At 71.0% G+C, this 20,221-nt stretch carries 21 protein-coding genes; 12 read left to right on the top strand and 9 right to left on the bottom strand.

Translation table 11 applies throughout. The features are described 5' to 3' along the window. Positions 1-5 precede the first annotated feature (5 nt). The 4 genes from Q5762_RS16090 (at position 6) to Q5762_RS16075 (ending at position 3,454) form a co-directional block, all read left to right on the top strand. Complete coding sequence (locus Q5762_RS16090) at positions 6-923, top strand: F0F1 ATP synthase subunit gamma (protein ID WP_315892779.1); 918 nt, start codon at positions 6-8, stop codon at positions 921-923. Then, positions 923-2,365 carry a F0F1 ATP synthase subunit beta gene (gene atpD, locus Q5762_RS16085; protein WP_315892778.1) on the top strand — a complete coding sequence of 481 codons (1,443 nt, stop codon included), beginning with the start codon at positions 923-925 and terminating at the stop codon, positions 2,363-2,365. The genes Q5762_RS16090 and atpD overlap by 1 nt, the downstream gene beginning before the upstream one ends. A 123-nt stretch (positions 2,366-2,488) precedes the next feature. Next, positions 2,489-2,863 carry a F0F1 ATP synthase subunit epsilon gene (locus tag Q5762_RS16080; protein WP_315892777.1) on the top strand — a complete coding sequence of 125 codons (375 nt, stop codon included), beginning with the start codon at positions 2,489-2,491 and terminating at the stop codon, positions 2,861-2,863. A gap of 144 nt (positions 2,864-3,007) precedes the next feature. Beyond that, positions 3,008-3,454, top strand: a complete 447-nt coding sequence (locus Q5762_RS16075; RefSeq protein ID WP_315892776.1) for a DUF2550 domain-containing protein — start codon at positions 3,008-3,010, stop codon at positions 3,452-3,454. Positions 3,455-3,594: 140 nt separating this feature from the next. Here the strand turns inward: Q5762_RS16075 and Q5762_RS16070 are convergent, their stop codons facing one another. The 3 genes from Q5762_RS16070 to Q5762_RS16060 all read right to left on the bottom strand — a co-directional run bounded on the left by Q5762_RS16070 (position 3,595) and on the right by Q5762_RS16060 (position 7,422). After that, the gene (locus Q5762_RS16070; protein WP_315892838.1) at positions 3,595-5,355 is read right to left on the bottom strand and encodes a glycoside hydrolase family 18 chitinase; all 1,761 of its coding nucleotides are present in this window, start codon (positions 5,353-5,355) and stop codon (positions 3,595-3,597) included. 211 nt (positions 5,356-5,566) lie between these two features. Beyond that, entirely contained in the window at positions 5,567-6,217 is a 651-nt protein-coding gene (locus tag Q5762_RS16065) for a response regulator transcription factor (RefSeq protein WP_315892775.1), read from the bottom strand. Further along, complete coding sequence (locus Q5762_RS16060) at positions 6,205-7,422, bottom strand: histidine kinase (RefSeq protein ID WP_315892774.1); 1,218 nt, start codon at positions 7,420-7,422, stop codon at positions 6,205-6,207. The genes Q5762_RS16065 and Q5762_RS16060 overlap by 13 nt, the downstream gene beginning before the upstream one ends. A 155-nt stretch (positions 7,423-7,577) precedes the next feature. Here Q5762_RS16060 and Q5762_RS16055 point away from each other — a divergent pair, with 155 nt between their 5' ends. After that, positions 7,578-8,210 carry a hypothetical protein gene (locus Q5762_RS16055; RefSeq protein WP_315892773.1) on the top strand — a complete coding sequence of 211 codons (633 nt, stop codon included), beginning with the start codon at positions 7,578-7,580 and terminating at the stop codon, positions 8,208-8,210. Here Q5762_RS16055 and Q5762_RS16050 read toward each other — a convergent pair. From Q5762_RS16050 to Q5762_RS16040, 3 genes are all read right to left on the bottom strand, one after another. Further along, on the bottom strand, positions 8,127-8,699 hold the full coding sequence (locus Q5762_RS16050) for a cob(I)yrinic acid a,c-diamide adenosyltransferase (protein ID WP_315892772.1): 573 nt from the start codon (positions 8,697-8,699) through the stop codon (positions 8,127-8,129). The two genes, Q5762_RS16055 and Q5762_RS16050, sit on opposite strands and share 84 nt — an antisense overlap. A 219-nt stretch (positions 8,700-8,918) precedes the next feature. Then, positions 8,919-9,104 carry a DUF397 domain-containing protein gene (locus tag Q5762_RS16045; RefSeq protein ID WP_315892771.1) on the bottom strand — a complete coding sequence of 62 codons (186 nt, stop codon included), beginning with the start codon at positions 9,102-9,104 and terminating at the stop codon, positions 8,919-8,921. Continuing rightward, positions 9,101-9,979: a helix-turn-helix transcriptional regulator gene (locus Q5762_RS16040; RefSeq protein WP_315892837.1), complete on the bottom strand. Its 879-nt coding sequence runs from the start codon at positions 9,977-9,979 to the stop codon at positions 9,101-9,103. Before Q5762_RS16040 ends, Q5762_RS16045 begins: the two co-directional genes overlap by 4 nt. A 180-nt stretch (positions 9,980-10,159) precedes the next feature. On the opposite strand from Q5762_RS16040, the gene Q5762_RS16035 reads away from it, so the two are divergent. From Q5762_RS16035 to Q5762_RS16025, 3 genes are all read left to right on the top strand, one after another. Then, positions 10,160-10,657, top strand: a complete 498-nt coding sequence (locus Q5762_RS16035) for an ATP-binding protein (protein ID WP_315892770.1) — start codon at positions 10,160-10,162, stop codon at positions 10,655-10,657. 264 nt (positions 10,658-10,921) lie between these two features. Then, complete coding sequence (locus Q5762_RS16030; RefSeq protein ID WP_315892769.1) at positions 10,922-11,344, top strand: transposase; 423 nt, start codon at positions 10,922-10,924, stop codon at positions 11,342-11,344. Next, positions 11,341-11,724, top strand: a complete 384-nt coding sequence (locus tag Q5762_RS16025) for a hypothetical protein (protein WP_315892768.1) — start codon at positions 11,341-11,343, stop codon at positions 11,722-11,724. The genes Q5762_RS16030 and Q5762_RS16025 overlap by 4 nt, the downstream gene beginning before the upstream one ends. 425 nt (positions 11,725-12,149) lie before the next feature. On the opposite strand, the gene Q5762_RS16020 is transcribed toward Q5762_RS16025, so the two are convergent. After that, positions 12,150-12,737 carry a thermonuclease family protein gene (locus Q5762_RS16020; protein ID WP_315892767.1) on the bottom strand — a complete coding sequence of 196 codons (588 nt, stop codon included), beginning with the start codon at positions 12,735-12,737 and terminating at the stop codon, positions 12,150-12,152. Between the two features lie 620 nt (positions 12,738-13,357). Between Q5762_RS16020 and Q5762_RS16015 the strand changes: the two genes are divergently transcribed. The 3 genes from Q5762_RS16015 to Q5762_RS16005 all read left to right on the top strand — a co-directional run bounded on the left by Q5762_RS16015 (position 13,358) and on the right by Q5762_RS16005 (position 17,560). After that, complete coding sequence (locus tag Q5762_RS16015; protein ID WP_315892766.1) at positions 13,358-14,206, top strand: 3-hydroxyacyl-CoA dehydrogenase family protein; 849 nt, start codon at positions 13,358-13,360, stop codon at positions 14,204-14,206. 126 nt (positions 14,207-14,332) lie between these two features. Beyond that, positions 14,333-14,656: an STAS domain-containing protein gene (locus Q5762_RS16010; RefSeq protein ID WP_030210572.1), complete on the top strand. Its 324-nt coding sequence runs from the start codon at positions 14,333-14,335 to the stop codon at positions 14,654-14,656. 324 nt (positions 14,657-14,980) lie between these two features. After that, positions 14,981-17,560 carry an ATP-binding protein gene (locus Q5762_RS16005; protein ID WP_315892765.1) on the top strand — a complete coding sequence of 860 codons (2,580 nt, stop codon included), beginning with the start codon at positions 14,981-14,983 and terminating at the stop codon, positions 17,558-17,560. A gap of 67 nt (positions 17,561-17,627) precedes the next feature. Here Q5762_RS16005 and nucS read toward each other — a convergent pair whose 3' ends face one another. After that, positions 17,628-18,299 carry an endonuclease NucS gene (gene nucS / locus Q5762_RS16000; RefSeq protein ID WP_315892764.1) on the bottom strand — a complete coding sequence of 224 codons (672 nt, stop codon included), beginning with the start codon at positions 18,297-18,299 and terminating at the stop codon, positions 17,628-17,630. A gap of 230 nt (positions 18,300-18,529) precedes the next feature. Here nucS and Q5762_RS15995 point away from each other — a divergent pair, with 230 nt between their 5' ends. Then, positions 18,530-18,922 carry an SCO5389 family protein gene (locus tag Q5762_RS15995; RefSeq protein ID WP_315892763.1) on the top strand — a complete coding sequence of 131 codons (393 nt, stop codon included), beginning with the start codon at positions 18,530-18,532 and terminating at the stop codon, positions 18,920-18,922. Positions 18,923-19,035: 113 nt separating this feature from the next. On the opposite strand, the gene Q5762_RS15990 is transcribed toward Q5762_RS15995, so the two are convergent. Then, positions 19,036-20,070, bottom strand: coding sequence for an LLM class flavin-dependent oxidoreductase (locus Q5762_RS15990; RefSeq protein WP_315892762.1), 1,035 nt, complete (start codon positions 20,068-20,070; stop codon positions 19,036-19,038). Positions 20,071-20,221 lie beyond the last annotated feature (151 nt).

Below are 20,221 nucleotides of genomic sequence, written 5' to 3'. Positions count from 1 at the left end.
GACTCATGGGAGCGCAGCTCCGGGTCTACAAGCGTCGCATCAAATCCGTCACCGCGACGAAGAAGATCACCAAGGCGATGGAGATGATCGCCGCCTCGCGCGTCGTCAAGGCGCAGCGCAAGGTGCAGGCGTCGACCCCGTACGCGACCGAGCTGACCCGCGCGGTCACCGCGGTCGCCACGGGTGCGAACGACAAGCACTCGCTGACCACCGAGGTGGAGAACCCGACCCGCGCCGCGGTCCTGCTCCTGTCGAGCGACCGCGGTCTGGCCGGCGCCTTCAACTCCAACGCCATCAAGACGGCGGAGGCGCTGACGAGGAAGCTGGAGGGCGAGGGACGCGAGGTCGACATCTATGTCGTCGGCCGTCGTGGCATCGCGCACTACAACTTCCGTGAGCGCAAGCTGGCCGATTCGTGGACCGGTTTCACGGACCAGCCTGAGTACGCGGACGCCAAGACGATCGCGGCTCCGCTGATCGAGGCGATCGAGCAGGACACGGCCGAGGGCGGAGTGGACGAGCTCCACATCGTCTACACCGAGTTCGTCTCGATGATGACGCAGACGGCGGTCGAGGCCCGGCTGCTGCCCCTCAGCCTCGATGAGGTGGCGAAGGAGGCGGGCGAGCAGGACACACTCCGTCCGCTGTACGACTTCGAGCCGTCGGCGGAGGACGTCCTCGACGCCCTCCTGCCGCGCTACGTCGAGAGCCGGATCTACAACGCGCTGCTCCAGTCGGCTGCCTCCAAGCACGCCGCCACGCGCCGCGCGATGAAGTCGGCTACCGACAACGCGGGAGACTTGATCAACAACCTCTCCCGACTTGCCAACGCGGCCCGCCAGGCCGAAATCACCCAGGAAATCAGCGAGATCGTCGGTGGCACCGCAGCCCTGGCCGACGCGACCGCGGGGAGTGACAAGTAATGACGACCACTGTTGAGACGGCCGCCGCCACGGGCCGCGTCGCCCGGGTCATCGGCCCGGTCGTCGACGTGGAGTTCCCCGTCGACGCGATGCCGGAGATCTACAACGCGCTGAACGTCGAGGTTCCGGACCCGGCCGAGGAGGGCGCGACCAAGACGCTGACCCTCGAGGTCGCCCAGCACCTCGGTGACGGCATTGTCCGCACCATCTCCATGCAGCCCACCGACGGTCTGGTCCGCCAGGCCGCGGTGACCAACACCGGCACGGGCATCACGGTGCCCGTCGGTGACGTCACCAAGGGCCGCGTGTTCAACACGCTCGGTCAGGTGCTGAACGACGACGAGTCCACCGTGGCCGACGCGCCGCGCTGGACGATCCACCGCAAGGCCCCGGCGTTCGACCAGCTCGAGTCGAAGACCGAGATGTTCGAGACCGGCCTGAAGGTCGTCGACCTTCTCACCCCGTACGTCAAGGGTGGAAAGATCGGTCTGTTCGGTGGTGCCGGTGTCGGCAAGACCGTTCTTATCCAGGAAATGATCGTCCGTGTGGCCAAGCTGCACGACGGTGTGTCGGTCTTCGCGGGCGTCGGCGAGCGCACCCGTGAGGGCAACGACCTCATGGTGGAGATGGAGGAGGCCGGCGTTCTGGACAAGACCGCGCTGGTCTTCGGCCAGATGGACGAGCCCCCGGGCACCCGTCTCCGCGTGGCCCTCGCCGGTCTGACCATGGCGGAGTACTTCCGCGATGTGCAGAAGCAGGACGTGCTGTTCTTCATCGACAACATCTTCCGCTTCACCCAGGCCGGTTCCGAGGTCTCCACGCTGCTCGGCCGCATGCCCTCCGCGGTGGGTTACCAGCCGAACCTGGCCGACGAGATGGGTCTCCTCCAGGAGCGCATCACGTCGACCCGTGGTCACTCGATCACCTCGATGCAGGCGATCTACGTCCCCGCGGACGACCTGACCGACCCGGCCCCGGCCACCACCTTCGCCCACCTCGACGCGACGACGGTTCTCTCCCGTCCGATCTCCGAGAAGGGCATCTACCCGGCCGTGGACCCGCTGGACTCCACGTCCCGGATCCTGGACCCGCGCTACATCGCGCAGGAGCACTACGACGCCGCCACGCGCGTCAAGGGAATCCTGCAGAAGTACAAGGACCTCCAGGACATCATCGCGATTCTCGGTATCGACGAGCTGAGCGAGGAGGACAAGCTCGTTGTCCACCGCGCCCGCCGTGTCGAGCGCTTCCTGTCCCAGAACACCCACGCGGCGAAGCAGTTCACCGGTGTGGACGGTTCGGACGTTCCGCTCGACGAGTCGATCGCCGCGTTCAACGCGATCTGCGACGGTGAGTACGACCACTTCCCCGAGCAGGCCTTCTTCATGTGTGGTGGGCTCGAGGACCTCAAGAAGAACGCCAAGGAGCTCGGCGTCTCCTGAGCCCCGTGCTCATGAGAGGGGCGGGCCGTCCCGCGCGGGCCGGTCCCGCCCCTCTCTTCACGCCCATTAGAATTGACCCCAACACCCGGCAGTACCGCCGGGTGGTGACCCGAGGAGCCACCCTTGGCTGCTGAGCTGCACGTCGAGCTGGTCGCCGCGGACCGGAGTGTCTGGTCCGGCGAGGCCACCCTGGTCATCGCGCGTACCACCTCCGGCGACATCGGCGTCATGCCCGGCCACCAGCCGCTGCTCGGTGTGCTGGAGTCGGGCCCGGTGACCATCCGTACGAGTGAGGGCGCGACCGTCGTCGCCGCCGTCCACGGTGGATTCATCTCGTTCGCCGACGACAAGCTGTCTCTGCTCGCGGAGATCGCCGAGCTGGCGGACGAGATCGACGCCCAGCGCGCCGAGCGTGCGCTGGAGCGCGCGAAGTCGGAGTCGGACGCCGCCGCCGAGCGTCGCGCCGATGTCCGGTTGCGCGCGGTAGCGGTCCACTAGCGGACCGCGCCGAGAGTTGTGCCCTCAGCCGCGGCACGGCTGGAATTATCCAGACCGTGTCGCGGCTGAGGCGATGCATATGCAGGTCGTATTCGGTTACGCCGGCGAAGCCGGTCACGGGACGCAGCGAGGAGGTCGGTGAAGATGTTCCTCGCTCTGCTCCTGAGCGGCCTGGTCGTCGCACTGGTGGTGATCGGGCTCTTCGTCTTCGGCTTGCGCCGGAGGCTGATCCAGCGCGCCGGCGGCACCTTCGACTGCTCCCTGCGGTGGAACGTGCCCGAGGAGCCGGACACCGCCGGCAAGGGCTGGGTGTACGGCGTCGCCCGCTACAGCGGTGACGAGATCGCGTGGTTCCGGGTCTTCTCGTACGCCCCGCGGCCCCGCCGGGTCCTGGAGCGCTCGGCCATCGAGGTCCTGGAGCGCCGGATGCCCGAGGGCGAGGAGGAGCTCGCGCTGCTCTCCGACGCCGTGATCCAGGGCTGTATGCACCGGGGGACCCGGCTTGAGCTGGCCATGAGCGAGGACGCGCTGACCGGCTTCCTCGCCTGGCTGGAGGCGGCGCCTCCTGGCCAGCGGGTAAACGTGGCCTGATTGGCCCCCCGCTGGATGGGGGTCCCCCCGGACGAAGTCTGGGGGAGGGTAAACGTGGCCTGATACGGACATACGACGGCGGGGACGGTGTGCTGCACCGTCCCCGCCGCCGTTTTCCGTAGGGCTGGCTCAGCCCGCTGCTAGTTCAGGCCGCTGTTGATGGCTCCGACCAGCTCTCCGTTGCTGCTGTCACCGCTGAACTCCCAGAAGAACGCGCCGCCCAGGCCCTGGTTCTTCGCCCAGCTCATCTTGGACGTGACCGTGGCCGGGGTGTCGTAGCTCCACCAGTTCGAGCCGCAGTGCGCGTACGCCGTACCCGCGACCGTGCCGGTGGCCGGGCAGGAGTTCTTCAGGACCTTGTAGTCCTCGATGCCCTGCTCGTACGTGCCCGCCGCCGGGCCCGTCGCCGTGCCGCCGGGGGCGGACTGGGTGACGCCGGTCCAGCCGCGCCCGTAGAAGCCGATGCCGAGCAGCAGCTTGCTCGCCGGGACGCCCTTCGCCTTGAACTTGGCGATCGCCTCGGCGGAGTTGAAGCCCGCCTGCGGGATGCCCGGGTACGAGGTGAGCGGGGAGTGCGGGGCCGTCGGGCCCTGCGCCGCCCAGGCGCCGAAGAAGTCGTACGTCATCACGTTGAACCAGTTCATGTACTGCGCGGCGCCCGCGTAGTCGGCGGCGTCGATCTTTCCGCCGGAGGAGGCGTCGGCCGTGACGGCCGCCGTGACCAGGTTGCCGCTGCCGAACTTGGCACGCATGGCCTGCATCATGTTCTTGAAGGATGCCGGGCCGCTGGTGTCACAGGACAGACCGCAGGCGTTCGGGTACTCCCAGTCCAGGTCGATGCCGTCGAAGACATCGGCCCAGCGGGGGTCCTCCACCAGGTCGTAGCAGGACTGCGCGAAGGCGGTCGGGTTCTGCACGGCCTGGCCGAAGCCGCCGGACCAGGTCCAGCCGCCGAACGACCACAGCACCTTGATGTTCGGGTACTGGGCCTTGAGCTTGCGCAGCTGGTTGAAGTTGCCGCGCAGCGGCTGGTCCCAGGTGTCGGCCTTGCCGTCGACGGACTGGTCGGCGGTGTAGGCCTTGTCGTAGTCGGCGTAGGCGTCACCGATGGTGCACTTGCCGCCCTGGACGTTGCCGAAGGCGTAGTTGATGTGCGTGATCTTGGCCGCGGAGCCCGACGTCACCAGGTTCTTGACGTGGTAGTTCCGGCCGTAGACGCCCCAGTTGGTGAAGTAGCCGAGCTTCACGGTGTTGCCGACGGGCGGGTTGGTCCCGCCGCCCGTGGTGCGGACGCTCGCGGAGCCGCTGGCGGGACCGGTCTGGTCGATGGTGTCGCGGGCGACGACCGTGTAGCTGTAGTCGGTGCCGGCGGTCAGCCCGGTGTTGGTGTACGTGAGCCCGGTGACCGTGGCGATGGTGGTGCCGTCGCGCTTGACGTCGTAGTTCTTGATGCCCTTGTCGTCGGTCGCGGCGGTCCAGGTCAGCTTGACCGAGGTGTTGGTGATGTCGGAGCCGACGGGCGTGCCGGGAGCGGACGGCGCGTTGTCGCCGGGCACGGAGCCGCCGTCGCAGGAGCCGCCGTTGATCTTGCAGCCGCTCGGGGCGCCCGAGCCGGTGCCGTTGAAGCCGAAGGAGACGGTGGCGCCCGGGGCGAGGGTGCCGTTCCAGCCGACGTTCTTGGCGGTCCAGTGGGTACCGGAGCTGGTGACGGTGGCGTCCCAGGCCGAGGTGACGGCGGTGCCGGCGGGGTAGTCCCACTCGACGGTCCAGGAGGAGAGCGTGGTGGTGCCGGTGTTCTTCACCGTCCACTTGCCCTCGAAGCCGGTGCCCCAGTCCTGCACCTTGGTGTACGTGGCGGTGGCGGCGGTGGCGGCTTCGGCGGGGGCGGCGAGCCCGACCATGGCGGCCAGGGGCAGGATCAGGGCGGTCAGACCGGCGGCGAACCGGCGTCTGAACCCGGTTCTGCGCGTCTGTGCTTGAGTGCTCAACGATGCTCCTCAAGGGGGCGAACGGACAAGGCGGGGGTGGTCCGTGAACATGCGCGCGCCCCGAGAGAGTAGAAAGGTCTGGACCAGCCGTCAAGAGGTCCAGACCAACGTCGATACGGGTGGATCAGACACCCAACTCCCGTGCGAGTACGGCCGCTTGAGCCCTGCTCCGAACGTTCAGCTTCCCCAGCACCTTGCTGACATGCGTCTTGACCGTCGCCTCGGCCATGTCGAGCCGGGACGCGATCTCCGCGTTCGACAGACCCTGCGCCAACGCCCCGAGCACCTCCCGCTCCCGGCGCGTCAACGCGTCCAGTACGGACGGGTCCGCGCCGCTCGCTGTGCGCACCGGGCCGCGCGGGGACGCGAACTCGGCGATCAGCCGCCGGGTCACCGCCGGCGCGATCAGGCCCTCGCCGCGCGCCACCGTCCGTACCGCCTCGATCAGGTCCTTCGCGTCGGTGTTCTTCAGCAGGAACCCCGCGGCGCCCGCCCGCAGCGCGCCGAAGACATACTCGTCCAGATCGAAGGTGGTCAGTACGAGCACATCCGCGAGGCCCTCGGACACCACGTGCCGGGTCGCCGTCACGCCGTCCATCCGCGGCATCTGGATGTCCATCAGGACCAGGTCCGGGCGCAGCTCCCGGGCCAGTTCCACCGCGCGCTCGCCGTCCGCGGCCTCCCCGACCACCTCGATGTCCGGCGCGCTGCCCAGGATCAGGACGAGCCCCGCCCGTACCGCGCTCTGGTCCTCCGCCACGATCACCCGAACCATGCGGGTGGCTCCTTGTCGCTCGTCCCCACGGGCAGGACCGCCCGCACCCGCCATTGTTTCCGACCGTCCTCCGCGGTCACCGGACCGGCCTCGAACTCCCCGTCGAGCAGCGCCACCCGCTCCTTCATCCCCACCAGACCCGCCCCCGAGCCGGGTGCGCGCGGCCCGGGCTGCTCCCCGCCGAGCGCGCTGGTCACCCCGACCGTGAGGGCGCCGTCCGCCCGCCGGCCCAGCTCCACCCGTACCTCACCGGGGCCCGCGTGCTTGAGGGCGTTGGTCAGCGACTCCTGCACGATCCGGTACGCGGCGAGCTCCACCGGAGCCGGCAGCGGCCCGCCCTCCGGCGGCCTGGCGTCCGCCAGGGTGAACGTAAGACCGCTCCGCTCCCCGCTCGCCCGGGCCTGGCCGACCAGCGCGTCCAGGCCGTCGAGGGTCGGCGCCGCGGCCGGCTCGGCATCCCCGCTGCTGTCCCGGAGCAGCCCGATCAGCCGCCGCATCTCCGCGAGGCCCGCCACGCTGTTCTCCCGGATCACCGTCAGCGCCTGCCGGGTGGTGGCCGCGTCGTCCAGGGAGAGCGCGGCCGTGGAGTGGATCGCGATGGCGGAGAGGTGGTTGGCGACCATGTCGTGCAGCTCCCGAGCCATCCGGGCGCGCTCGGCCACCACCGCGTGCGTACGGTCCATCTCGGCGAGCAGCGCGGTCTGTTCGGCGCGCAGCCGCGCGGCGTCGGCGGCCTGCCGGTGGTTGCGTACGACCGCGCCGGTCATCGCGGGCAGGAACGACACCATGCCCGTGATCACGCCGACGAGCAGCGCGATCGCGTTCTGCCACCAGACGAGGAAGCCGATCGTCACGCCGATGGTGATGAGCCCGGTCGTGTACGGGATGCGCCGCGCGGCGGCGGGTGAGCCGTAGACCACCCCCGCGTAGACAAGGTCCGTGAACATCAGCGCGGTGACGAGACTGCCGTACGTGAACTGGTCCGCGATCAGCGCGAGCGTGCCGACCGTCAGCGCGGTCTGCGGCATCGAGCGGCGCAGGGTCGCCATGGCCGCCATGACGAAGAGCGGGATCAGCGTCGCCCACCGCGCCTCGATCAGGCGGCCGGTCTGGATGTGCAGACCGAAGGACCACATCAGCAGGCCTATGGCGAGGCCACCGGCGGCGATCAGCAGGTCGTCACGGTGGGGGCGGGGGAGTGTCACGTGTCCATCCAACACGCAGCCCGGCCCCCGGGCCTCGACGTCCGGGCCGATCCGCCCCTCCGTCGAAGGATGTAGTCGTACTTCGTCACTGGCGACGACGATCCGCGCCCGGCCCCGCGCGACGCTGAGAGGGACGTACGAAAGGGAGTACCGCCGTGATCGTCACCCTGATCGTGATCTGCGAAGTCGGCTTCTGGGTGTTGCTGGCCGCCGGTCTCGCCACCCGCTATCTGCTGAAGATGCCCAGGGCGGGCCTCGCCCTGCTGCTCTGCGAGCCGCTCCTGGAGGTCCTGCTGCTCGTCGTCAGCGCCATCGACCTCAAGAACGGCGCCGAACCGAGCTGGCGGCACGGGCTCGCCGCGGTGTACATCGGCTACACCGTCGGCCACGGTCACCGCACCGTGAAGTGGCTCGACGGCCACGCCGCCCACCGCCTCGGCGGCGGGCCGCCGCCGGTGAAGCCGCCGCGCTACGGCATGGCGCGCGCCCGCCACGAGGGCACGGTCTGGCTGGGCTCGGTGACGGCGGCGGCCGTGGCCTCCGGGCTGCTGCTCCTCGCGACCTGGTACGTCGGCGACGACGGGAACACCGACTCGCTGCGGAGCTGGATCTACATCGCCTGGCGGGGCGTCGGCATCCACGGCCTGATCGCGCTCAGCTACACGATCTGGCCGAAGAAGGCCCCGGAGGGCGAGGGCAAGGACTCAGCGCTCGCCGCCCGGAACCCAGAGCACGTCGCCGACGTCCTTGTTCGCCGACCGCGCAAGGATGAAGAGCAGATCCGATAGCCGGTTGAGGTACGTCGCCGTCAGCGGGTTCATGGTCTCGCCGTGGACCTCCAGGGCCGCCCACGTGGAGCGCTCCGCACGACGGACCACCGTGCACGCCTGGTGCAGCAGGGCCGCACCGGGCGTGCCGCCGGGCAGGATGAAGGAGCGCAGCTTCTCCAGCTCCTCCAGGAAGCGGTCGCAGTCCGCCTCCAGCTTGTCGACGTAGTTCTGCTCGACCCGCAGCGGCGGGTACTTCGGGTCCTCGACGACGGGGGTGGAGAGGTCGGCGCCCACGTCGAACAGGTCGTTCTGGACCCGGACGAGGACCGACACGACCTCCTCGTCGAGCTGCCCGAGGGCGATGGCCGTACCGATGACGGCGTTGGCCTCGTTCGTGTCGGCGTACGCCGAGATCCGCAGATCGGTCTTGGCGGTCCGGCTCATGTCGCCCAGCGAGGTGGTGCCCTGGTCGCCGGTACGGGTGTAGATGCGCGTCAGATTGACCATGGGTCCAGCGTAGCTACGCACCGGCCTTCAGGAACGACCGTGTGCCCACCGTCACGGCGAGCGTCGTCAGGCGGTGAAGCGCGAGCATGCGCTTCTTTTCGAGGCGTACAGCCACACAGGCACACAGGCGTAGCCGTCGTCATGCTCTCCGGGGGCGGCCGATGCCGTCGGCGGCGGACGTCATCGCCGCACCGCCGCCGACCCGCGTACGTGTACCGCTCAGGCGTCCGCCGCGAAGGACAGGAACCGGGACCAGCCCTCGCGCCCGACCGCGAAGGGCAGGCGCTCCACGTCCTTGGAGTCCCGGACGTGGACGGCCTGCGCGGTGACGGCCACCTCCACGCAGTCGTCGCCCTGGGTTCCGCTGTAGCTGGACTTGAACCAGGCGAGTTCGGTCGTGCTCATAGCTCTCCTCGCAGTCGCTCCAGCAGGCCCCGCGACTCCTTGGGGTTCAGGGCCTGTGAGCGCAGTGTGTCATAGCGTTGGTGGAGGAGGCTCACCTCTTTCGGGTCGGAGATCAACCGTCCGTTCTGCTGCCCCTCGGAGTATCCGAGCCGCCTCCGGTCTGGGGTCTCAAGGAGCCGCACCGGCCCGTCCAGGCACCCGTGGAACTCGGCCTCCATCGGCACCACTTGAAGCGTCACGTTGCGCGGGGTGCTCAGCTCCAGCACCAGGTCCAGCATGCTCCGCTGCACCTCCGCGCCGCCCAGCCTGCGCCGGAAGACGTGCTCCTCCACGATGAAGCCGAAGGGGACCGTCGGCCGCTCGTAGAGCATCTTCTGCCGCTTCAGCCGCGCGGCGAGCTGGGTCTCCAACTGCCGCTCTGTCAGCAGCGGGATGCTGTTGTCGAACACCGCCCTCGCGTACGCCTCCGACTGCAACAGCCCCGGCACCAGCCGGCACTCGTACGTACACAGGCTCACCGCCACCTTCTCCAGGCGTGCCCATCGCCGGAACCAGACCGCCAGACCCGCCTCGGCCCTGGAGAGGAACGGGGCCGACCTCCGCAGCGCCCCCGTGTTCCCCAGGGCCGGGTCCGCCCGGTCGACGAACACCTCGTCCGGCATCCGCCGCCCCAACTCCACCGACTCCACGGTGTGCTTGGAGAAACCGACCAGATCCCCGAGGTCGGCCCTGCTGAGCCCCGCGTGCTCCCGCAGTGCCTGGACGACGGCCCCGAAGGTCCGCAGACTGTCCGAGGGATCGGGTTCCCGTTCCTGCTCGGGCACCGCCTCCGGTGCGTCCGCCTCGCCCGCCACCCCGTCCGCATGGACCTTCATGTCATCCGCCATACGCGGCCACCTCCCGACGCGTACTACGCCGACCGCTGCTCCCACGGTCGACAGCACTCAGCGTGACGCGTACGACCCCGTACCGTCCACCGAATGTGCCCGTACGCTGACGCACCGTACGGGCCTCACCCCTGGAACGCGCCCCCGCGCGCCCGTCACGGTGGCCCCATGCACACGACCACGCCCCACCAGCTCACCGCCGTACGCGCGTTCACCCAGCGGCTGTCCTCCACCCGTCGCGGGGCCCGCCTGGCCCGCCTGCTCGTCGCGGAGCGGCTGACGGCCTGGGAGGTGTCACCCGGTGTGGCCGAACGGACGGAGCAGATCGTCGCCGAACTCGCCGCCAACGCCATCCTGCACGGCCGCGTCCAGGGCCGCGACTTCCAGGTCGCCGTCTCCTTCACTCCCGTGACCGGGGCCCTCCGTCTCGCGGTCACGGATGCTCGCGGCGAACGGCTCCCCGTCGTACGGACGGACTCCGAAGCATCCCGGCCGGACGGCGAGTCGGGCCGCGGACTTCTCCTGGTCGCAGCCCTCGCCGACCGCTGGGGTGCGGAGCCGTATCCGCCGAGCGGCAAGACCGTCTGGGCGGAGATCGGGTTGCGGGGTGCCCAACCGAAGCCCGGTTACGCCTTGCCTGACGCGTCCATGGGCGGGATGACGTAGGAGCCCTTGCCCCGCACCGTCACGACCAGTCCGCTCGCGCAGTCCCTGCGCGACCCGGCGGGAGTGGGACGACGCCGTACTCCTCAGCAATGCGCCTCGGAGGGGATGGGGCGATCGGGGGCGAGTGCGCCCGAGGCGACCCGCTGTGCGATGGCGTTGGCCGGCTGGACGCGGGAGGCTGGGGGCCGAGCCGATGGCCGCCCTGTTCACCCGGTGCGCCCGCGCGCTGGCCACGCCGGCCACGCCGGGAGCGTTCTGGCGGGGATGGCGGCTGATGGCCATCGACGGTACCGGCTGGATGTCGCCGACAGCCAGGCCAACGCGGATGCGTTCGGCCGTCCCGGCAGCGGCCGGGGCGAGGGCGTCGGTGGCTATCCGCAGGCCCACGTCGTCGCTCTGGTGGAGTGCGGCACCCATGCCGTCATCGACGCCGCACTCGGCGGCTGGCACGACGCGGAGGTCCGCCTGGCCGAGGGCCTGGACCGCTCGCTCACGCCGGGCATGCTCGTCCTGGGGGACCGTGATTTCGCCTCCACCCGCCTGGTCCGCGCATGGACGGCCACCGGCGCCGACGTGTGTCTGAGGGTCAAGGCCAACCGGCGCCTGCCGGTGGACCGGATGCTGCCGGACGGCTCCTGGCCGACGACGACAAGAAGAACGGGCTGGGGCCGGTGGTGGTCCGGGTGATCCGCTACCGGCTGGACGACCCCGGCCGGCCCGGTGGGGACGACTACTGGCTGATCACCACTGTCCTGGACCCCGGCCGGGCCCCCGCCGCCGAACTCGCCGCCCTCTACCCCCAGCGGTGGGAGCGCGAGACCGTCCTCGACGAGCTCAAGACCCACCAGCGCGGCGCGAAGAGCGTGGTCCTGGCCAGCAAGACCCCCGACGGCATCCGCCAGGAGATATACGCCGACCTGCTGGTCCACCATGCCTTACGCGCGCTGATGGCCCAGGCCGCGGCAGACGCCGCACCGTCGGTCGACAGCGACCGGCTGTCCTTCACCACCGCCCTGCGGGCAGCCCGCCGCACGTCACCTGCACCCCCGGCACATTTTCTCCCCTGACCTGCTGGAACGGGCCTGGCAGCACTTCCGCACCGAGGCCCTCGAACGGCTCCTGCCTCCAAGACGACCACGCAGCCAGCCCAGCGTCGTCAAACGCAAGATGTCCAGCTACCGGGCCAGGACCAGCCACCACCGCCACTGGTCCCAGCCGACCCGGCCTCCGCACAAGGCCATCGTGATCCAACCGCCGCAAATCAACGGCATTGCGGCTAGACGTAGAGGGGGCGCTCCTCGGGCTGAACGAATCCCCTTCCGGTGATCCCCGTACGCCCGCGAACAGGCGACGCCCCTAGCCCGCCCCTACTCGGGGGGCAGCTCCTGTTGTCCCGCCGGCGCGCTCCGCCGCCTGGCGTCCTGCGCCTGGACGGCCCTCCGCGTCACCGTGGCGATGCCGCTTGTCCTGGACGCCGTCCGTCGAGCAGGGGTCAGGACGCTTCGCAGCCAATGCCGTCGCCGTCGCGGTCGAGGCGATGCGGATCGCTGGACCCGACCCAGACGGGACCGGAGAGATCCGAGCAGTCCACATCGGGGATGCCTGCCGGGGGGCCTGGCGGCAGCCCCGTGGGCGGGCTGTCCGGCTGCGGGGGCGGGGGTGCCGGCGTTTGCCGAGGTGTAGGGGTGGCGTCGCAGGCAGACCACAGGCCGGCGCCGTCGTTTCTGGCATCACGCTGTGCCTCGGAGATCCTGGGCCAGTATTTGTCGTTGGGCTGGTACAGCACGCTCTTGGCGTGCCCGCTGCGGACCAGAGCCTCATTGACGAAGAGGCCGTCGTCGTTCCAGACGTAGAGCAGGTAGCGGCGGTACTGGTCCCTGAGCTCGTCGTCACGCTCCACCCGGACGCTGCTCCCCGGGGGCAGCAGTGTCCGGGTCTGCCCGGTGGCCTCGTTGCTGAAGCAGGCGCCCTTCTCCGGAGCGTCGATCTCCACCAGGCGAACCCTGGCCGTTGTCCCGGCGGGGATGATCGTGCCGTCCCCACGTACTTCGATCGTGTCGCCGTCGATCACCCGCGTCACGACCACGACGCGGGGCGCGGGTGCGGTCGGCTGGGCGGGTTCGGTCCGCTCCGCGGGAGGCTTTGCCGGGGGCTCGGTCGTGGGCGCTGCGGGGGACTCGGTGGTGGGCGTGGCCGGGGGCTCGGGTTCAGCCGGGGGCTCCGTCGTGTCCACGGCGGCCGGTGGCGACTGGGAGGCAGGTTCGTTGTCTTCTCCCAGGAGTGCTGCAAGCCCTCCAAGGCCGAGGAGAACGGCAATCGAGAGAAGTACGGCCGCGACCCAGGGATGCTTCGGGCGGCGGAGCCGCCGAGGGGGTGCCTGCCGGGGCTGACGGCGCCAGGCATCAGGATCGGGTGAAGGGGAGGGGCACATGTCGCCCCCTCTCAGCGGGTCCTTCCAGTACAGCACTACCGGACCGAGGTGTCTGCCCCCTTCTGTCGGTGCGGGTGGCCCGGATCACGCCCCCCTGTCGGTCACGCGTGGATACGGCCCCGTACTCCGAGAGGTCGGTAAGAGGTGGCGTCAGTGTGACGTCCGTCAAACCGGGCGTGACGCGCGTTACTTCACGGTCACTTCGCGCTCCCCGACCGCTAATCTCCGCCGAGGAGCCAGTAGTGAACAGGCGTTAAGGGGTGGAAGACGTGGCCAGGAAGCTCGCCGTCATCGGAGCCGGACTCATGGGTTCGGGCATCGCGCAGGTCTCGGCCCAGGCGGGCTGGGACGTCGTCCTGCGGGACGTCACCGACGCGGCACTGACCCGCGGCACCGACGGCATCAAGGCGTCGTACGACCGCTTCGTCGCCAAGGGCAAGCTGGCCGCGGCCGACGCCGAGGCCGCCCTCGGCCGGATCACCGCCACCACCGAACTCGACGCGGTCGCCGACGCGGACGTCGTGGTCGAGGCGGTCTTCGAGAAGCTGGAGGTCAAGCACGAGATCTTCCGCTCGCTCGACAAGATCGCCAAGGACGGCGCGGTCCTCGCCTCCAACACCTCCGCCATCCCGATCACCAAGATCGCCGCGGTGACGGAGCGCCCCGAGGCGGTCGTCGGCGCCCACTTCTTCTCGCCGGTCCCGATGATGCAGCTCTGCGAGCTCGTCCGCGGCTACAAGACCAGCGACGCCACCCTCGCTGCCGCGCGGGAGTTCGCCGAGTCGGTCGGCAAGACCTGCATCGTCGTCAACCGCGACGTGGCCGGCTTCGTCACCACCCGGCTCATCTCCGCGCTGGTCGTCGAGGCCGCCAAGCTCTACGAGTCGGGCGTCGCCACCGCCGAGGACATCGACGTGGCCTGCAAGTTGGGCTTCGGCCACGCCATGGGCCCGCTCGCCACCGCCGACCTCACCGGCATCGACATCCTGGTGAACGCCACCTCCAACATCTACACCGAGTCCCAGGACGAGAAGTTCGCGCCGCCGGAGCTGATGCGCCGGATGGTGGACGCCGGTGACATCGGCCGCAAGAGCGGGCAGGGCTTCTACAAGCACTGACTCCGGACGGCCGTTCGGCCATCACCCCACCGGGTGAATTCGGTATCAGTTCGCTTACAAGGCGCAACGCTTCTGCGCCAACGGCAGTCAGTTGTTGAAAAGACGGAGCACTCCCGGGGAGCGTATATGCACATCAGGGGCGACCATGTCGAGCTGGTCGTCGGGGGCCGCCTCGACGTCCGGAGCGCGGCGGACGCCCGTACGGTCCTGCACTCGGCCGTCGACGACGGAGTCGGCGACCTCGTGCTCGACCTGACCGGTCTCGACTCCTGGGACGCCACCGGGCTCGGGGTCATCATGGGCGCACACCGGCGCGCGGGCCGCTGCGGACGGCGGCTCGTGCTGCGCGGGGTGCCGCCGCAGATGCAGCGGCTGCTCGTGGCGACCCGGCTGCACCGGATCCTCGCCATCGAGGGCGGTCTGGCGCTGGAGTCGCTGCCCCGGGTGTGAACCCGGACGTACGGTCGCGGCACTCCTGACGCGCCCGACCGGCCGGTGGTAGGAAACCAGCCGAATGGATCCCGCCGTATGAATCCCGGTCGTCCCGGTTGTGAAGCTGCTGTGCGAAACCGGCGTCCCGCCCCAATCCTCGACGGACCGTGACGTCTTGGTCGGGTCGGCACCCCGGCTGTTCCGGGAATCCCGCGGAAGGTCTAGGGTTCGGTCGCCCGCCCATTGACGAACCCACCCGGCGGGCACCGGACCAGAAGCGACAGCGAGCGTGCAGATCGGCCGGAGGGGCTTCCGCACACACCGCTTTTGGGGGCTTTGACCATGGACCCGATGAACCGGGGGCCGGAAGAACTCGGCCACGACACCGACGGCGACGACGTCCGCGACGGACGCGGCGGCCCCACCGCCGACCTCGTACCGGCCGCCGCCGCCCGCGTCCGCACCGCCCGCGTCGTCTCGGGCGACCTCCTGCTCACCGTCAACGCCGTCGACGGCAGCGAGATCGAGGCCTGCCCGCCCGGCGGCCCCGCCGCTGCCGAAGGCTTCGGGGGAGAGCAGCCCGCGCCGCGGGGCCGCCGCACGCCCCAGGAGCGCGCCGAGGCGGCCCGCGCGGCCGCCCCGCCCGTACCGCCAGGACCCGCCGCTCCCCGGCTCCCGCTGCTCGAACGGCAGGAGGAGCACGAGCGGCTCGTCCAGCTCCTCGCGCGCGGCCGCTCCGTCCGCGTCACCGGCCCGGCCGGATCCGGCCGCACGGCCCTCCTCGACGCGGTCGCCGCCGACTGCACCGGCCTCGCGCCCGACGGCGTGGTCCGCCTCTCCGGGCACCACCGCACCCCCACCGAGCTGCTGTACGAACTCCTCGCCACCGTCCAGCACGCCCCCGACCACCGGCCCGACCGCCCCGGCCTGCTCGCCCAGGTCCGCGACATCGGCGCCGTCGTCGTCGTGGACGACCTGGAGTTCGGCGGCCCGACCCTGGACGAGCTGCTCACCGCGGCGCCCGAGTGCGCCTTCCTGCTCGCCGCCACCACCGACGTCCCGGCCCCCTCGGCCGACGCCCACCTCGACGAGGTCGCGCTCGCCGGACTCGGCCGCGCCGCCTCCCTCGACCTTCTGGAGCGCGCCGTCGATCGGCCGCTCACCGACGACGAGGCGAACTGGGCGGGCGACCTCTGGTTCGAGTCCGAGGGCCTGCCGCTCCGCTTCGTCCAGGCCGGCGCCCTGCTCCGACAGCGCGACCGGCTCCGGGTCACCCCGGCCGAGTTCGACGCGTTCGGGGCGGCCGCCCAGGAGGACACCGTCCCCGCCGAGTTCGACGCCTTCGGCGCCCTCGACGACGCCTTCGGCCCGAACGCCGCGGTCCCCGCGCCCCAGCCCGACCACGCCGATGTCGAACTGCGCGAGATACCGCTCCCGAGCCTCGGCGACGGCGCCGCCCCCGCCGCCCTGCTCGCCTCCCGGCTCAGCCGCTCCGCGCAGGAAACCCTGCGGTTCGCCGTCGCCCTCGGCGGCGAGGTGCCGCACCAGGCGCATCTGCCCGCACTCGTCGGCGACACCCACGCGGACGCCGCCCTCGGCGAGCTCATGGCCTGCGGGCTGCTCTCCCCGGTCGGCACCCGCTACCGCCTCGCCGCCGGCATCCTCACCCAGCTCCTCGCCCACGGATACGGCGGGGCCGACGAGGACACAGCCGCCCGCGCCCACACCGTCGCCCAGCACTACGCCTGGTGGGCCGGGCACCCCTCCGTCACCCCGGCCCGGGCGGTCGCCGAGGCCGACGCCGTACTCGCCGCGCTGGCCGCGATCGTGCCCGGCACGAGCCCCGAACACCCCGCCACCGCCGTCCAACTTGCCCGCAGCGCCGCCCCCGCCTTCGCCGCCGGGCTCCACTGGGGCGCCTGGGAGCGGGTCCTGCGCGGCGGCCAGGAGGCCGCCCGGCTGGCCGGCGAGGTCGCCGAAGAGGCGTACTTCCACCACGAGTTGGGTGTCCTCGCGCTCTGCGCCGGCAACCTGGAGCGGGCCCGCGCCGAACTGGAGGCGTCGATCGGCATGCGCGGCGTCCTCGCCGACAAGCGCGGCACCGTCGCCGGCCGCCGGGCGCTCGCCCTGGTCTCCGACCGCGCCGGCGTGCCGCCGCACGCCGACGACGAGCCGGCTGCCGGCGCCCGCCCCGAGGAGCCCGTCTCCCCGCCGCGCGGGATCCCGAAGGCCGTCGTACCGCTCTCCCGGCCCGCCGCCGCCACGGCCGCGCCGATCCCCGCCTTCCCGGACTTCGCCGACGAGGGCCCGACGCTCATCACCCGCCCCGACACCCACGCGAGCGGGAGCGGGAACGGTACGAAGCGGGGGCGCGGCGCCGCCGGCCTCGTCGCCGGGGCTCGCCGCAACATCGTCGCCGTCGGTACGGGAGCACTCCTCGCCGCCGTCCTCGGTACGGTCGTGACCATCGGGGCCACCTCGGGCGACGCCGGGGACCCCGGCACCGGCCGCGTCACCTCCGACCGCACGGCCGACGAGGACACCGGCGACGCCGTCCTGGACGCCGACGAGCCGACCGAGGGCGCGACCGACCGCCCCACGGACAGCGCCTCGCCCACACCGACCGGCTCGCCGAGCTCGGGCACGCCCACCACCTCGGGCACCCCGACCACGACGCCGTCCGGCTCCCCGACGACGACGGCGCACACGACGGGCTCCCCGACGACTACGCCTCCGCCGCGCCCGACGACGACCCCGACGCGGACGACGAAGCCGCCGACGACCTCGCCCAAGCCGACGCCGTCGACCACACCACCGACGACCCCGCCGACGACCACGCCGCCGCCTACGCCGACGGAGACGACCCCGCCCGCCAGCAACTCCGCCTCGGGCGACACCACCCCGACCGGCAACCCCGCCTGACCGGCGCGGAACGTACGACGGCCCCGGGCGCTCAGCGCGCCCGGGGCCGTACACGTAGGAGGAGAGGTCAGAACAGCCGCAGCTTGTCGTCCTCGATGCCGCGCAGCGCGTCGTAGTCGAGCACCACGCAGTCGATGCCGCGGTCCGTCGCGAGCACCCGCGCCTGCGGCTTGATCTCCTGGGCGGCGAAGACGCCCTTCACCGGCGCGAGATGCGGGTCCCGGTTCAGCAGCTCCAGATAGCGGGTCAGCTGCTCCACGCCGTCGATCTCACCGCGCCGCTTGATCTCCACCGCGATCGTCGCCCCGTCGGCGTTCCGGCAGAGGATGTCCACCGGGCCGATCGCGGTCGGGTACTCGCGGCGGATCAGCGTGTGGCCCTCGCCGAGGGTCTCGATGCGGTCGGCGAGCAGCTCCTGGAGGTGCGCTTCCACGCCGTCCTTGATGAGCCCCGGGTCCACACCGAGCTCGTGCGAGGAGTCGTGGAGGACCTCCTCCATCGTGATGATCAGTTTCTCGCCCGCTTTGTTCACCACCGTCCAGATGCCGGCCTCCCCGTCGACACCTTCCTTGAGGGTGCACGGCGGCGACATCCAGTTGAGCGGTTTGTACGCCCGGTCGTCCGCGTGGATGGAGACGCTGCCGTCTGCCTTGACCAGGATGAGACGGGGAGCGGAGGGCAGGTGGGCGGTGAGCCGGCCGGCGTAGTCCACGGAGCAGCGGGCGATGACGAGACGCATGGTCGGCAACGCTACAAGACACACGCTCTTCCGCGCGATTCGGCTCTTAACGCCCGCTGGACGAGGGTCACTTATTGGCCGGTTGTGTTCCCAATCTCCTGGTGCGCTCCGGACTGCGCGCTTACCGTGGAAGCAGGAGGTCGCCGTCCGTGCACACAGCGTGGCGCACAGGGGGGTCCTTCATCCCTGCCCGTAAGACCCCGCCCGTCGGGGTCGCGAGAGGAGAACCCATGTCGCTCGACGTCTCACCGGCGCTGTTGGAACAGGCCGAGCGAGGCGAGGTCGACGAAGCCGACTTCGTCGACTGCGTCCGGACCTCCCTGCCCTACGCATGGGAGATGATCAGTTCTCTGGTGGCTCAGCTGAAGGTCGACGGCGGCGAGTTCGCCGACAACCAGACGCCGCCGCCGAACGAGCAGGCACGTGGTCAGCTGTTGCGTGCACTCGCGAGTGATGCCATCCGTGGTGCGCTGCAGCGGCACTTCGGGGTGCGTCTGGCCTTCCAGAACTGCCACCGCGTCGCGGTGTTCCCGCTGGACTCCGCGGTCGACGAGCGGCTCGCCCGCTTCACTTCCGTACGGGGTCAGCTGCTCAACCAGTCGCCGGAACTGCGCGACTGCTGAGGCACGGTGGTGCCGCCGCTCCGCATCGCGGGAGACGCGAACGATGCGAGAGGTGCCGGAGCGGCGGCATCCGCACCAGCCTCCGAGCACGCACCCGACCCGATTCCATGGACTCAGACCAGCTGGGGGAGCACCTCGGCCCCCAGGCGCCGTACGTTCTCCTCGGTGGCCGCGAGATCGCCCGTGCCCTCGGCGAGCAGCGCGAAGCGCGTGATGCCCGTACGCTCCGAGGTCGCCGCGAGCCGATCCGCCGCGAGCCGGGGTGTGCCCACGGGGTGCAGCGAGCAGAGCAGCTCCGTGTACGCGACGGGGTCCCGCATCGAGCGGTACCGGCCGTCCACGGTCACATGCGCGTCGAGCCCCTGCTTCAGCCAGCCCGGCATCGCCTTCACGAGCGCCTCGGCCGCGTCGCCGGCACGGTCCGCGAGCTGGGCGACGCCCGCCGACACATGGCCGGCGCCGATCCGGGCGATCTCGTCCGGGGTGCGGCCCGCGTCTCTGGAGAAACGTTCCCACGCGGCCACCATCTCGGCCTTCTCCGTGTCGCCGCAGTGCATCCCGAGCAGCATCGGCAGCCCCCGCCGGGCGGCCAGCTCGACGCTCTTGGGGGAGGTGCAGGCGACCACCACCTCGGGCGACGCGTCCCCGCCGATCAGCTCGCCGGGACGCGGGACGACGGCCACCTCGCGGAAGGCGAATCGTTCTCCCTCGGCGGCGACCCGGGGCTCGGACAGCCAGCGCAGCAGCAGGTCGAGCGATTCGGGGAAGCCCTGCTCGTACGCCTTGAGACCCGCGCCGAACACCTCCAGGTCGACCCACGGCCCGCCCCTGCCCACGCCGAGCGTGAACCGGCCGCCGGAGGTCAGATGGAGCAGGGCGGCCTGCTCGCCGAGGGCCACCGGATGGACCGTCGGCAGCACACTCACCGCCGTACCGACCCGGATCCGGCGCGTCCGGCCGAGGAGCAGCGCCGCCAGCGTCACGGCCGACGGACAGACTCCGTACGGGACGAAGTGGTGCTCGGCCAGCCAGACGGAGTCGAGCCCCGACTCCTCGGTGACCTCGGCCGTCCGCACCGCCCGGTGCAGCGCCTCGCCCTGACCCTGTCCCGGGAACTGGGCGGCCAGAACAAACGTACCCACGCGCATCGCTTCTGCCTCCTTGCGGCCGACGCGGATCTCCCCCTCGTACTGGCAACAACGTCTGACACGTGCCAAAGGCACGGCCTGGCATGAAGTTGTTGCGATTTTCCGCTAACTCGGCCCGGCGGGTGGAAAGGTCACTCCGTCGCGGCCCGTA

The sequence above is a fragment of the Streptomyces sp. P9(2023) genome, from assembly GCF_032436795.1.
In the GTDB taxonomy this organism is placed as follows: domain Bacteria; phylum Actinomycetota; class Actinomycetes; order Streptomycetales; family Streptomycetaceae; genus Streptomyces.
The sequence above is the reverse complement of the archived record's forward strand: the minus strand, read 5'-3'. Positions and strand labels throughout refer to the sequence as shown.

What these genes read in the sequence shown, in the direction of transcription:
- Q5762_RS16090 (WP_315892779.1), top strand. Translation starts at nt 6, where the DNA reads ATGGGAGCGCAGCTCCGGGTCTACAAGCGTCGCATCAAATCCGTCACC.
- atpD (WP_315892778.1), top strand. Translation starts at nt 923, where the DNA reads ATGACGACCACTGTTGAGACGGCCGCCGCCACGGGCCGCGTCGCCCGG.
- Q5762_RS16075 (WP_315892776.1), top strand. Translation starts at nt 3,008, where the DNA reads ATGTTCCTCGCTCTGCTCCTGAGCGGCCTGGTCGTCGCACTGGTGGTG.
- Q5762_RS16070 (WP_315892838.1), bottom strand. Translation starts at nt 5,355, where the DNA reads ATGGTCGGGCTCGCCGCCCCCGCCGAAGCCGCCACCGCCGCCACCGCC.
- Q5762_RS16065 (WP_315892775.1), bottom strand. Translation starts at nt 6,217, where the DNA reads ATGGTTCGGGTGATCGTGGCGGAGGACCAGAGCGCGGTACGGGCGGGG.
- Q5762_RS16050 (WP_315892772.1), bottom strand. Translation starts at nt 8,699, where the DNA reads ATGGTCAATCTGACGCGCATCTACACCCGTACCGGCGACCAGGGCACC.
- Q5762_RS16045 (WP_315892771.1), bottom strand. Translation starts at nt 9,104, where the DNA reads ATGAGCACGACCGAACTCGCCTGGTTCAAGTCCAGCTACAGCGGAACC.
- Q5762_RS16040 (WP_315892837.1), bottom strand. Translation starts at nt 9,979, where the DNA reads ATGAAGGTCCATGCGGACGGGGTGGCGGGCGAGGCGGACGCACCGGAG.
- Q5762_RS16035 (WP_315892770.1), top strand. Translation starts at nt 10,160, where the DNA reads ATGCACACGACCACGCCCCACCAGCTCACCGCCGTACGCGCGTTCACC.
- Q5762_RS16030 (WP_315892769.1), top strand. Translation starts at nt 10,922, where the DNA reads ATGGCGGCTGATGGCCATCGACGGTACCGGCTGGATGTCGCCGACAGC.
- Q5762_RS16010 (WP_030210572.1), top strand. Translation starts at nt 14,333, where the DNA reads ATGCACATCAGGGGCGACCATGTCGAGCTGGTCGTCGGGGGCCGCCTC.
- Q5762_RS16005 (WP_315892765.1), top strand. Translation starts at nt 14,981, where the DNA reads ATGGACCCGATGAACCGGGGGCCGGAAGAACTCGGCCACGACACCGAC.
- nucS (WP_315892764.1), bottom strand. Translation starts at nt 18,299, where the DNA reads ATGCGTCTCGTCATCGCCCGCTGCTCCGTGGACTACGCCGGCCGGCTC.
- Q5762_RS15995 (WP_315892763.1), top strand. Translation starts at nt 18,530, where the DNA reads ATGTCGCTCGACGTCTCACCGGCGCTGTTGGAACAGGCCGAGCGAGGC.
- Q5762_RS15990 (WP_315892762.1), bottom strand. Translation starts at nt 20,070, where the DNA reads ATGCGCGTGGGTACGTTTGTTCTGGCCGCCCAGTTCCCGGGACAGGGT.